The following is a 13089-nucleotide window of genomic DNA, read 5'->3' on the forward strand; positions in this document are numbered from 1 at the left end:
GAGGCACCGTGTTCAACATGTTCGAGGAGCTGTTCGCACCCGGCCGCAAACACACCCACGACGAGCAGAAGCGGCTGGAGCTGACCCGGGAGGACGTCGGGGACACGGATCCCGGCCGCGGACCGATAGACCTCGCGTCCGGCAAGGTCGTCATACGGCTTCCGCAGGAGGAGCCCGTGTCGGACTCCGAGGCGGACTCCGCAGCGGACTCCGGGGACGACGAGGAGTGAGCGGTGTCGCCGCCGCCTACTTCACCTGCAGCTCCAGGATCCTGTCGTCGCCCGCCTTCGGCTTGCCCCGTCCGTCGGTGTTGCTGGTCACCAGCCACACCTTGTCGCCGCCCGCGGCCACGACCGTGCGGAGGCGGCCGTACTCGCCGGTGAGGAACGCCTGCGGCGCGGCGGCCGCGGTGGTGCCGTCCAGCGGGATCCGCCACAGCCGCTGACCCTTCAGACCGGCCATCCAGATCACGCCGCCGACATAGGCGATGCCGCTGGGGGAGGCGTCGTCGGTGTGCCACTGGGCGATCGGGTTCACGAACTTCGGGTCGGACGACCTGCCCTCCGCGTCCGGCCAGCCGTAGTCGCCGCCGGGCTTGATCGCGTTCAGCTCGTCCCAGGTGTCCTGCCCGAACTCCGAGGCGAACAGCCGGTCCTTGTCGTCCCAGGCCAGGCCCTGCACATTGCGGTGGCCGTAGGTGTACACGGGGGAGTCCGGGAACGGGTTGCCGGGCGCCGGGTCGCCCTCCGGCGTCAGCCGCAGGATCTTGCCGCCGAGCGAGTTCTTGTCCTGCGCGAGGCCGCGCTGCCCGCTCTCGCCGGTGCCCGCGTAGAGCATGCCGTCGGGGCCGAAGGCGATCCGGCCGCCGTTGTGGATGAACCCCTTGGGAATGCCCTTGAAGATCGTGTCGGGGGCGCCCAGCTGCTCCTTGGCCGGCTTGTTCTCGTCCCAGAGCATGCGCACGATGCGGTTGTCGGAGGCCGACGTGAAGTACGCGTAGATCATGTGGTCCGAGGCGAAGCCGGGGGAGAGCGCGATCCCCAGCAGACCCCCCTCACCGGCCGCGGACACCCCCGACACGACCCCCAGCTCCGTGACCTTCCCGGTCTTCTCGTCGACTTTGCTGATCGTCCCGTCGTCCCGGTCGGACACCAGCAGCCCGGACCCGTCCGGCAACGGCGCCAGCCCCCAGGGCGACTTCAGCCCCTGGGCGACGGTACGCACCACCTTGACCGACCCCTTGGCGGGCGCGGCCGAGTCACTCGCCCCGGCGGACGCGGAGCCCCCGGAGCCACTCGCCGACGACCCCCCGGCCCAGGACGGCGTGGGCAGGTCCCCACTCCCGCCCCCGGACGAACACCCGGCCACCACCAGGACCCCGGCCACGGCCAACACGGCGGCCCCACCTCGACGTCGCACGATCACGATCCCTTCGAAACGGCCCGGCTCCTCCGACCGACGGTAGTACAACGCGCCCTTCAGGGGCGCGGGGCTGTCCGGCGGATCATGCTGCGAACGCCCGCTGACAGCGCCCCGTAAGGGGCGCGGGGAACTGCGCGACCAGCCCCCACGGCGCCGCACCGAACCACCGGCAGATCGCGGCACTTTCGAAAACCGCTCAATCCCAAGAGCCCTGCGCAGCAGGCAGCCCGCCCAGCTCCGCCAGATCCTCCGCAGTCAGCCGGACGTCCACCGAACCGGCGTTCTCGGCCACCCACCGCCACCGCTTCGCCCCCGGCACCGGCACCACATGCCGCCCCTGCGCCAGCACCCACGCCAGCGCCACCTGAGCCGCGGTGACACCGTCGCCCCCCTGCCGGCCCGCAACCCTCCGCAGTCCCGCCACGATCGGCTGGTTCGCCGCCATCATCTCCGCGGTGAAGCGAGGGTGCCGCGCCCGCAGGTCATCGGGTTCGAACCCCTCACCCGGCGTGAGCGTGCCGCTCAGGAAGCCGTTGCCGAGCGGCATCGCCGCGAGAAACCCCACGCCCCGCGCCGCGCACCACGGCAACAGGGACTCCAGCGCCTCCGGCGACCACACCGACAGCTCCGCCTGTACCGCGCTCACCGGAAACACCTGCTGCACCCGCTGAAGCTGACGCAGGGTCGCGTCATGCAGTCGCGCGCCGGACCTGCGCCCCCCGCGCGCCCCCACGGCGCACAACCCCAGCGCCCGCACCTTCCCCGCCTGCACCAGTTCCGCCATCGCGCCCCAGGTCTCCTCGACGGGAACCTCGGGGTCGGCGCGATGCAGCTGGTAGAGGTCTATGACATCGGTCTGGAGCCGGCGCAGCGACGCGTCGCAGGCCCGCTTCACATAGCCAGGCCGGCCGTTCGCCACGATGTGCTGGTCGCCCACCAGCAGCCCCACCTTCGTCGACACGAAGGCCTCCGCGCGCCGCTCCCTGAGCACCCGCCCCAGCAGCAGCTCGTTCTTGAACGGGCCGTACATGTCGGCCGTGTCAAGCAGCGTCACGCCCAGGTCCAGCGCCCGGTGCACCGCCCGCACCGATTCGTCCCCCCGCTGCCGCGACCCGCTGTAGGCCCAGCTCATCGGCATGCACCCGAGTCCGACGGCCCCCACCGCGAGCGCCCCCGCGCCGATCGTCCTGCACTCCACCAGCCCGTGAACCTCCTTCTCCGGCCCCCAACCTAACCTCTGCCTCCCCACACCTCTGACCTAGGGCCTGCCCGGCGGGCCCTGCCGGAGACGCGGGGTGTGGCACGCACTCCCCCACTGCCTTAAAGGCGTGGGGGACCCCCAGCCGCGTTGTCGTCACTCGCCGACGTCCCCCAGCCTTCGGCCGGGAGGTGCCCCCACCGCGTCGCCCGCCGCGGCAGCGGCCGATGTCCACGTCTCCTCCGCCTTGCAGCTGCCCGCACCACACCCCGCTCACCTGCGCTGATCACGTGCTGTCGTTTTTCTCCGGCCGGACCCGCCGGGCAGGCCCTAGCCTCCTGCCCATGACCTCTGACGTATGGCTCCCCATCCCCCCGACCGAGATCCAGGGGCTCCCGGAAGGCCTCAATTACCTCTTCTGGGACGGCGAGCAGGACTTTCCCGGTGATCCCGCCGACTGTGCCGTCTACGTCGTCCCCTACATGAAGCGGCAGTCCGTCAAGGTGCGGCCGCTGGCGGGGATGCGCAACGTCCGGCTCATCCAGACCCTCACCGCCGGCGTCGACGACATGACCGCGGCCATCGACCTGATCGCCCCCGGCGTGCAGCTCTGCAACGCGCGCGGGGTGCACGAGGCGAGCACCGCCGAGCTCGCGCTCGCCCTCACGCTGGCTTCCCTGCGCGGTATCCCGGGATTCGTGCGCGCCCAGCAGCAGGAGCGCTGGGAGAGCGGCTTCCACCCCGCCCTCGCCGACCGGACCGTCCTCATCGTCGGCTACGGCGCCATCGGCGCGGCCATCGAGGACCGGCTCGTGCCCTTCGAAGTTGCGCGGGTGGCGCGCGTCGCGCGCTCCGGGCGCGCCTCGGCGCGCGGTCCCGTGCATCCGCTCACCGAACTGCCGGATCTGCTTCCGGAAGCCGATGTCGTCATCCTCGCCACGCCCCTCACGGACACCACGCGGGGCCTGGTCAACGCGGAGTTCCTCGCGCGGATGAAGGACGGCGCACTGCTCGTGAACATCGCGCGCGGGCCCGTCGTGGACACCAAGGCCCTCCTCGCGGAGGTGGAGAGCGGCCGTCTCACCGCCGCCCTGGACGTCACCGACCCCGAGCCGCTGCCGGCCGGACACCCCTTGTGGCAGGCGCCGGGAGTGCTGATCAGCCCTCATGTCGGCGGCCCCACCTCGGCCTTCCTGCCGCGCGCCAAGCGTCTCGTCACCGAGCAGTTGAACCGCTTCATGAACCGGGAGCCGTTGCGAAACGTGATTTTGACGACGGGATCCACCGACAACTGACCATCACGGCAATACGCGTGTAATCCGCTTCCGGTACGGTCCGCAACCTTCCGGGCGCGGTGCGTGCGCGCATAGCCGCTGGTCGTCACGGAGCGTAGAGAAGCTATGTCCCTGAGTGACGAGACTGGTGTATCGTCCCGGAAGGGGCTGCGCCGTGCACCGTTCGGCGCCGGGGATGGACATTTCAGATTTGTGAGGGGGGCGACGGGCGATGCACGGCCTATGGACGAACGATCCGACGCGGCGGAGCCGCCGGCGGCGACCCTGGCGCACAGCTGCGCGCAGACGCGGCCACCACACCAGCCATCACCACCACCGCAGGCACAGCGCACGCAGGAGGCACCCTCACCCGGCGCACCGGGGCCCGAGGGACCCGGGAGCGACGCGGACCGGGAGCATCCGGTGACAGCGCCGACGCCTGTGACGACCGCCCTCCCCGGAGCGCTGCGGGCACAGCCTCCGGCGGGGATGCCGCACCCCCGGCCGCCGGCCACCGGCGGCGGGACCGGCGTGGTCCGCCAACTCGTCCTGGCCCTGATCTGCGCGGGATACGCCGTCGGTTCCGCGTTCGACTGGGGCTCGAACCAGATCGCCCTGTTCATGGGCGACTTCGGTCTGACCGCGGCCGCCGGCACCGCCGCCGTGTCGTGCTTCCTCTACGCCCGCTCCCCGCGGGTCCGCTTTCGACCTGCCTGGCTGCTGTTCGCCCTCTCCTCGGCGATGGCGGCCCTGGGCAACGCGGTCTGGGGGTGGTACGAGGTCGTGCTCCAGCGGCCCGTACCCAGCCCCAGCTACGCCGACCTGTTCTTCCTGTGCTTCGCGCCGCCCGCCATCGTCGGTCTGCTGGTGCTGGCCAAACGGCCGGTGACCAAGGCCGGCTGGATCTGCCTGGCACTGGACGCCTGGCTGATCGGCGGCTCGCTGCTCACCCTGTCATGGAGCCTCGCGCTCGCCCAGGCCGCCCGGTTCGACGGGCGCAGCGTCGCGCACACCGCGCTCTCGCTGGCGTACCCGCTGCTGGACATCGCCCTGGTGAGCATGGTGCTCGCGCTGCACTTCCGGCGCTCGCCGGGCAACCGCACCGCGGTGAACACCGCGATCGGCGCCCTCGCCCTGACCGTGATGTGCGACGCCCTGTTCACCTCGCCGCTGCTGCACAGCAGTTACCGCTCCGGCCAGCTGCTGGACGCGGGCTGGTTCGCCGGCTCGCTGCTGCTCGCGTACGCCCCCTGGGCCGCACCCCGGCAGGCGGGCGCCCAGGAACCCGACGGGCACACCCGCGTGGTCCACGAGCACGTGCCCGGCGGCCGGGCCGCGGCGTCCAAGCAGCCGCCCGCGCCCGTCCCGGGCGGCGATCACAGCCGGTACCCGGCGGGCCGGCCGATCACCGGCTCCCTGGCCGCGCTCACCCCGTACCTGGCCGCCGCCGTATGCACCCTCGGCATCCTCTACAACGTCCTCAACGGCCGCAGCCCGGACCACGTCGTCCTGATCACCGCCGGCCTGGTGGTCCTCGCGCTCGTCGTGCGGCAGGGCATCATGCTGCTCGACAACATCACCCTCACCCAGGAACTGGCGCAGCAGGAGAACCACTTCCGCTCCCTGGTGCAGGGCTCCAGCGACGTCATCATGATCGCCGCGCCCAACGGCATCCTCCGCTACGTCTCCCCGGCCGCCGCCGGGGTCTACGGACGCCCGGCCGAGGACATCGTGGGCTCGGAGCTGGCCAACCTCATCCATCCGGAGGACCTGGGCTGCGTGGTGCACGAGGTGCGCCGCTTCCTCGCCGCCAGCTCCCAGGACGAACCCACCACCCGCATCGAGTGCCGGTTCCGGTCCGGCGAGGGCGGCTGGCTCAACGTCGAGTCCACCGTCAACCGCCACCACGGCGGCCTCATCTTCAACAGCCGGGACGTGACCGAGAGAGTGCGCCTGCAGGCGCAGCTCCAGCACAACGCCGAGCACGACCCGCTCACCGACCTGCCCAACCGCGCCCTGTTCACCCGGCGGGTGCAGCAGGCCGTGTCCGGCCGCCGCTCCTCCGACCGGGGCCCGGCCCTCAGGAACACGGCGGTGCTCTTCATCGACCTGGACGGGTTCAAGGCCGTCAACGACACGATCGGGCACCAGGCCGGCGACGAGCTGCTCGTCCAGGCCGCGCGCAGGCTCCAGGGCACGGTCCGCCACGGCGACACCGCGTCCCGGCTGGGCGGCGACGAGTTCGCGGCGCTGATCGTCGGCGACGGCACCCGTGACCGCAGTGCCCGGGAGCGGCACATCCTGGAGCTCGCCGACCGCCTCAGGGTGACCCTCTCCCAGCCCTACGTCATTGACGGCAACGATGTCCGTGTCAACGCCTCCATCGGTGTCGCCTTCGCCGAACCGGGTCTCGGCGCGGGTGAGCTGCTGCGCAACGCCGACCTGGCCATGTACCGCGCCAAGTCGGCCGGAAAGGGCTGCGTCAAGCTGTACAAGCCGCAGATGCAGCAGGACGTCGTACGCAAGGCGGAACTGGCCACCCGGTTGCGGGCCGCCCTGCACGACGGCGAGTTCGCGCTGCTGCACCAGCCCGTGGTGTGCCTGGAGAACGGCCGGATCGAATCGGTCTCCGCGCAGGCGCGCTGGCGCTCCTCGCAGGGGGTGCTGTTCACGCCGGCCGAGTTCCTGCGGGTGGCGGAGGACAGCGGCAAGACCTCCGAGCTGGACCGCTGGATCCTCCAGGAGGCGGTCGAGCAGGCCGCCGAGCGGGCCGCGGGCGGGCTCGTGGTGCCGGTCGCCGTCCGGACGTCCGCCCGGCGGCTGCTCGACCGGTCCTCGCCGCTCGGCTCCGTGGAGGCCCTGCTCACCCGGTACGGGCTGCCCTCGGGGGCGCTGGTCCTGGAGCTGTCCGACACCGACCCGAGGGTCCCGCTGGACGAGCTGGAGCGGCGGCTGACCGCGCTCAGCCGGCACGGTGTCCGGATCGCCCTGGACGGCTTCGGCAGCGGGTACGCGGCCATCACGGCCCTGCGGAAGCTCCCCGTCGACATGCTCAAGCTCGACCGCGGTCTGGTCGAGGGGGTCGTCGAGTCGCCCCGGCTGCACAAGATCACCAGCGGGCTGCTGCGGATCGCCTGCGACCTGGGCCTCCAGTCGGTGGCCGAGGGCGTGGACCTGCCCGAGCAGGTCACGGCGTTGCGCGCGATGGGGTGCACGCACGGGATGGGCATGGCCTTCTCCGGCCCGGTGGAGGAGTACCGGCTGCGCCGGGCGCTGGGTTCCGGCCACTATCCGGTCCCGCACGCACCGGCGGCCGAGCCGGCCTTCGCTGGTGCGGCCAGGGAGCCGGAGGGGTGTGTCGGCGTCGAGGGCGCGGCCGCGCGGAGGCCCGAAGGGCTGGGCTCGGTCGTGGTCTCGACACCGACTGGAGCACCCCGGAGGTGAACGAGCCATGAAAAGGTGCGCGGGGGTGTACACCGGTGGTGTACCCGCGGTGCTCGGAGGCGGCAGTGCCCTTCGCTCACATAATGAGACTCCCGTCCCACCCACTTGACACGTGGTGCGCGTCGGAGGGAGGGTCAGTCTCATGCGCACCCGAATTCTCGTACTTGGACAGCGCGTCGGCTGAGCTGGGACCCACCGGAGGACGATCCGGAATCCCCAGCGACCACACCGGCGCGCTCCCCTCGCTTGCCTTTTGGCACGAGGGGTTTTTTGTTGCACCAGCACCAGACGTACGGCAGCAGAATTCCGTACGAACCTCGCAAAAACCCTCAGCATCGAGAAGAGAATGCCGATGACCGAGCAGGCCCCGGGGGCCCACCATCCGCAGCCGCGGCCCCGTTCCGGAGGACAGCAGTCCGCGCCCGTCGAGCACGTCACGGGTGCGAAGTCCCTCATCCGCTCCCTCGAGGAGGTCGGCGCCGACACGGTATTCGGTATCCCCGGTGGCGCGATCCTGCCGGCCTACGACCCGCTGATGGACTCGACTCGGGTGCGGCACGTCCTGTGCCGGCACGAGCAGGGCGCCGGGCACGCGGCCACCGGCTACGCGCAGGCCACCGGCAAGGTCGGCGTCTGCATGGCGACCAGCGGCCCGGGTGCGACGAACCTGGTGACGCCGATCGCGGACGCGCACATGGACTCGGTGCCGCTCGTGGCGATCACCGGGCAGGTCGCGTCCTCCTCGATCGGCACGGACGCCTTCCAGGAGGCGGACATCGTCGGCATCACGATGCCGATCACCAAGCACAACTTCCTGGTCACCAAGGCCGAGGACATCCCCCGGGTGATCGCGCAGGCGTTCCACATCGCCTCCACCGGCCGTCCCGGCCCGGTCCTGGTCGACATCGCCAAGGACGCCCTCCAGGCGAAGACCACCTTCTCCTGGCCGCCGGTCCTGGACCTGCCCGGCTACCGTCCGGTGACCAAGCCGCACGCCAAGCAGATCCGCGAGGCCGCCAAGCTGATCACTTCCGCGAAGCGGCCGGTCCTCTACGTCGGTGGCGGCGTCATCAAGTCGCACGCCACCGCCGAGCTCAAGGTTCTCGCCGAGCTCACCGGAGCGCCCGTCACCACCACCCTGATGGCGCTCGGCGCGTTCCCCGACAGCCACCCGCTGCACGTGGGAATGCCGGGCATGCACGGTGCGGTCACCGCCGTCACCGCGCTGCAGAAGGCCGACCTGATCGTCGCCCTCGGAGCCCGTTTCGACGACCGCGTCACCGGCAAGCTGGACAGCTTCGCCCCGTACGCGAAGATCGTCCACGCCGACATCGACCCCGCGGAGATCGGCAAGAACCGCGCCGCCGACGTGCCGATCGTCGGTGACGCCCGCGAGGTCATCGCCGACCTGATCCAGGCGGTGCAGAAGGAGCACAGCGAGGGCCACCAGGGCGACTACACCGCCTGGTGGAAGGACCTCAACCGCTGGCGCGAGACGTACCCGCTGGGCTACGACCTGCCCGACAACGGGTCGCTCTCGCCGCAGCAGGTGATCGAGCGCATCGGACAGCTCGCCCCGGAGGGCACGATCTTCGCGGCGGGCGTCGGCCAGCACCAGATGTGGGCCGCGCACTACGTGCAGTACGAGAAGCCCGCCACCTGGCTGAACTCCGGCGGCGCCGGAACCATGGGCTACGCGGTCCCGGCCGCCATGGGCGCCAAGGCCGGCCAGCCCGGCAGGACCGTCTGGGCGATCGACGGCGACGGCTGCTTCCAGATGACCAACCAGGAGCTCACCACCTGCGCCCTGAACAACATCCCGATCAAGGTCGCCATCATCAACAACGGCGCCCTCGGGATGGTCCGCCAGTGGCAGACCCTGTTCTACAACCAGCGGTACTCCAACACGGTGCTGCACTCCGGCCCCGACGACGTCAACCCGGACGCCCGCGGCACCCGGGTCCCCGACTTCGTCAAGCTGTCGGAGGCAATGGGCTGCTACTCCATCCGGTGCGAGTCCCCGGACGACCTCGACAAGGTCATCGAAGAGGCGAACTCCATCAACGACCGCCCGGTCGTCGTCGACTTCATCGTCCACGAGGACGCCATGGTGTGGCCGATGGTCGCCGCCGGCACCTCCAACGACGAGATCCTGGCCGCCCGGGACGTCCGCCCCGACTTCGGCGACAACGAAGACGACTGAGCGAGAGACGTAAGAGAGAGACGCAGAAAAATGTCCAAGCACACGCTCTCCGTCCTGGTGGAGAACAAGCCGGGCATCCTCGCCCGGATCGCGGCCCTGTTCTCCCGCCGCGGCTTCAACATCGACTCGCTAGCCGTCGGGGTCACCGAGCACGCCGACATCTCCCGCATCACGATCGTGGTGAGCGTCGAAGCCCTGCCGCTGGAGCAGGTCACCAAGCAGCTCAACAAGCTCGTCGAGGTGCTCAAGATCGTCGAGCTGGAGCCGGGTTCGGCCGTTCAGCGGGAACTCGTTCTGGTGAAGGTGCGCGCCGACAACGAGACGCGCTCCCAGATCGTCGAGATCGTCCAGCTGTTCCGCGCCAAGACCGTCGACGTCTCCCCGGAGGCCGTCACCGTCGAGGCCACCGGGAGCAGCGAGAAGCTGACCGCCATGCTCAAGATGCTGGAGCCGTTCGGCATCAAGGAGCTGGTGCAGTCCGGCACCATCGCGATCGGACGCGGCGCCCGTTCGATCACCGACCGGTCGCTGCGCGCCCTCGACCGATCTGCGTAAGGCTTGAGCAAGGCTTGACACGGGCGGCCGACGATCGTTCCCGGCCGCCCGTATACCGAGACCCCGAAACTTCCGTTCCGCCCACCGTCATACGGTGGGACGCAACACCTGCACACCAAGGAGAGAACCCAAAGTGGCCGAGCTGTTCTACGACGCCGATGCCGACCTGTCCATCATCCAGGGCCGCAAGGTCGCGGTCATCGGCTACGGCAGCCAGGGTCACGCCCACGCGCTGTCGCTGCGCGACTCGGGTGTCGACGTGCGTGTCGGTCTGCACGAGGGCTCCAAGTCCAAGGCGAAGGCCGAGGAGCAGGGCCTGCGCGTGGTGACCCCGGCCGAGGCCGCCGCCGAGGCCGACGTCATCATGATCCTGGTCCCTGACCCGATCCAGGCCCAGGTCTACGAGGAATCCATCGCCCCGAACCTGAACGACGGCGACGCGCTGTTCTTCGGCCACGGCCTGAACATCCGCTTCGGCTTCATCAAGCCCCCGGCCGGTGTCGACGTCTGCATGGTCGCCCCCAAGGGCCCGGGCCACCTGGTCCGCCGCCAGTACGAGGAGGGCCGCGGCGTGCCCTGCATCGTGGCCGTCGAGCAGGACGCCACCGGCAACGGCTTCGCGCTGGCGCTGTCGTACGCCAAGGGCATCGGCGGCACCCGTGCCGGCGTCATCAAGACGACCTTCACCGAGGAGACCGAGACCGACCTGTTCGGTGAGCAGGCCGTCCTCTGCGGTGGTACCGCCGCCCTGGTCAAGGCCGGTTTCGAGACCCTGGTCGAGGCCGGTTACCAGCCGGAGATCGCCTACTTCGAGTGCCTGCACGAGCTGAAGCTCATCGTCGACCTGATGTACGAGGGCGGCCTGGAGAAGATGCGCTGGTCGGTCTCCGAGACCGCCGAGTGGGGCGACTACGTCACCGGCCCGCGGATCATCACCGACGCCACCAAGGCCGAGATGAAGCAGATCCTCGCCGAGATCCAGGACGGCACCTTCGCCAACAACTGGATGGACGAGTACCACGGCGGTCTGAAGAAGTACAACGAGTACAAGAAGCAGGACTCCGAGCACCTGCTGGAGACCACCGGCAAGCAGCTGCGCAAGCTGATGTCCTGGGTGAACGAAGACGCGTGAGCCCCAGGTGACAGGGCCGGGGCGACACGCCCCGGCCCTGTTGTCCGCCCCGTCGAATCTCAGACGGGTGATCCTTCCGCAGAGGCGCAGGACGCCCTCCGCCACGGCACTACACTGCCGTACTACATACGCGTCAGGCCCACAGCGTCGTGCGTCTCCACGCGGCTAGCCAACCTCCACCGCCTGCGGCCGTCGGGACGGCCGTCCGCATTGGACCTGTGAGGACTCACGTGAGCTCGAAACCTGTCGTACTCATCGCTGAAGAGCTGTCGCCCGCCACCGTCGACGCGCTGGGCCCGGACTTCGAGATCCGGCACACCAACGGAGCAGACCGGGCCGAGCTGCTCCCCGCCATCGCCGACGTGGACGCGATCCTGATCCGCTCCGCCACCAAGGTCGACGCCGAGGCCATCGCCGCGGCCAAGAAGCTGAAGGTCGTCGCACGAGCCGGCGTCGGCCTGGACAACGTCGACGTCTCCGCCGCCACCAAGGCCGGCGTGATGGTCGTCAACGCCCCGACCTCCAACATCGTGACCGCCGCCGAACTGGCCTGCGGTCTGCTGATCTCCAGCGCCCGCCACATCCCGCAGGCCAACTCCGCGCTGAAGAACGGCGAGTGGAAGCGCAGCAAGTACACCGGTGTCGAGCTCGCCGAGAAGACCCTCGGGGTCGTCGGCCTCGGCCGCATCGGCGCCCTGGTCGCGCAGCGCATGTCCGCCTTCGGCATGAAGGTCGTCGCCTACGACCCCTACATCCAGCCCGCCCGCGCCGCCCAGATGGGCGTCAAGGTGCTGTCCCTGGACGAGCTGCTCGAGGTCGCCGACTTCATCACCGTGCACCTCCCGAAGACCCCCGAGACGGTCGGCCTGATCGGCGACGAGGCGCTGCGCAAGGTCAAGCCGTCGGTGCGGATCGTCAACGCCGCGCGCGGTGGCATCGTCGACGAGGAAGCGCTGTACGCGGCGCTCAAGGAGGGCCGGGTCGCCGGCGCCGGCCTCGACGTCTACAGCAAGGAGCCGTGCACCGACTCCCCGCTGTTCGAGCTCGACCAGGTCGTCTGCACCCCGCACCTCGGTGCCTCCACCGACGAGGCCCAGGAGAAGGCGGGCATCGCGGTCGCCAGGTCCGTCCGCCTCGCCCTCGCCGGCGAGCTGGTCCCGGACGCGGTCAACGTCCAGGGCGGGGTCATCGCCGAGGACGTCAAGCCGGGCCTGCCCCTTGCCGAGCGCCTCGGCCGCATCTTCACCGCGCTCGCCGGTGAGGTCGCGGTCCGCCTCGACGTCGAGGTCTACGGCGAGATCACCCAGCACGACGTGAAGGTGCTGGAGCTCTCCGCGCTCAAGGGCGTCTTCGAGGACGTCGTCGACGAGACGGTGTCGTACGTCAACGCGCCGCTGTTCGCGCAGGAGCGCGGTGTCGAGGTACGGCTGACGACCAGCTCGGAGTCGGCCGACCACCGCAACGTCGTCACCGTGCGCGGCACCCTCGGCAACGGCGAGGAGGTCGCGGTCTCCGGCACGCTGTCCGGCCCGAAGAACCTCCAGAAGATCGTCGCGGTCGGCGACTACGACGTCGACCTCGCGATCGCCGACCACCTGCTGGTGCTGCGGTACGAGGACCGGCCGGGTGTCGTCGGCACCGTCGGCCGCATCCTGGGGGAGGCCGGGATCAACATCGCCGGTATGCAGGTCGCCCGCGCGGCGGCGGGCGGCGAGGCGCTCGCCGTCCTCACCGTCGACGACACGGTTGCCTCCGGCGTGCTGGCCGAGGTGGAAGCGGAGATCGGGGCGACCTCGGCTCGTTCGGTGAACCTCGTCTGATTTTTTTGCCCACCCGCCCACCCGACTCGGTGGGCTGGAAG

At 70.4% G+C, this 13089-nt stretch carries 9 protein-coding genes; 7 read left to right on the top strand and 2 right to left on the bottom strand.

What is annotated here, in order from left to right:
* Positions 1-17: 17 nt before the first annotated feature.
* A complete protein-coding gene (locus tag ACWGKQ_RS38015) occupies positions 18-230 on the top strand; it encodes a DUF6191 domain-containing protein (RefSeq protein ID WP_453296612.1) in 213 nt (70 codons plus the stop codon).
* Positions 231-246: 16 nt separating this feature from the next.
* On the opposite strand, the gene ACWGKQ_RS38020 is transcribed toward ACWGKQ_RS38015, so the two are convergent.
* Positions 247-1425: a PQQ-dependent sugar dehydrogenase gene (locus ACWGKQ_RS38020; RefSeq protein WP_453296606.1), complete on the bottom strand. Its 1179-nt coding sequence runs from the start codon at positions 1423-1425 to the stop codon at positions 247-249.
* A 193-nt stretch (positions 1426-1618) separates the two neighbouring features.
* A complete protein-coding gene (locus ACWGKQ_RS38025; protein WP_453296607.1) occupies positions 1619-2620 on the bottom strand; it encodes an aldo/keto reductase in 1002 nt (333 codons plus the stop codon).
* Between the two features lie 344 nt (positions 2621-2964).
* Between ACWGKQ_RS38025 and ACWGKQ_RS38030 the strand changes: the two genes are divergently transcribed.
* The 6 genes from ACWGKQ_RS38030 (at position 2965) to serA (ending at position 13048) form a co-directional block, all read left to right on the top strand.
* Entirely contained in the window at positions 2965-3915 is a 951-nt protein-coding gene (locus tag ACWGKQ_RS38030) for a 2-hydroxyacid dehydrogenase (RefSeq protein WP_453296608.1), read from the top strand.
* A 468-nt stretch (positions 3916-4383) separates the two neighbouring features.
* Complete coding sequence (locus ACWGKQ_RS38035) at positions 4384-7338, top strand: putative bifunctional diguanylate cyclase/phosphodiesterase (RefSeq protein ID WP_453296613.1); 2955 nt, start codon at positions 4384-4386, stop codon at positions 7336-7338.
* 352 nt (positions 7339-7690) lie between these two features.
* Entirely contained in the window at positions 7691-9541 is a 1851-nt protein-coding gene (locus tag ACWGKQ_RS38040) for an acetolactate synthase large subunit (protein ID WP_453296609.1), read from the top strand.
* Between the two features lie 30 nt (positions 9542-9571).
* Positions 9572-10096, top strand: coding sequence for an acetolactate synthase small subunit (ilvN, locus tag ACWGKQ_RS38045; protein WP_093498923.1), 525 nt, complete (start codon positions 9572-9574; stop codon positions 10094-10096).
* A gap of 133 nt (positions 10097-10229) precedes the next feature.
* On the top strand, positions 10230-11228 hold the full coding sequence (ilvC, locus tag ACWGKQ_RS38050; protein WP_361301449.1) for a ketol-acid reductoisomerase: 999 nt from the start codon (positions 10230-10232) through the stop codon (positions 11226-11228).
* Between the two features lie 230 nt (positions 11229-11458).
* Entirely contained in the window at positions 11459-13048 is a 1590-nt protein-coding gene (serA, locus tag ACWGKQ_RS38055) for a phosphoglycerate dehydrogenase (protein ID WP_453296610.1), read from the top strand.
* Positions 13049-13089: the final 41 nt, after the last annotated feature.

It is taken from the genome of Streptomyces sp. NPDC054770, assembly GCF_053611985.1.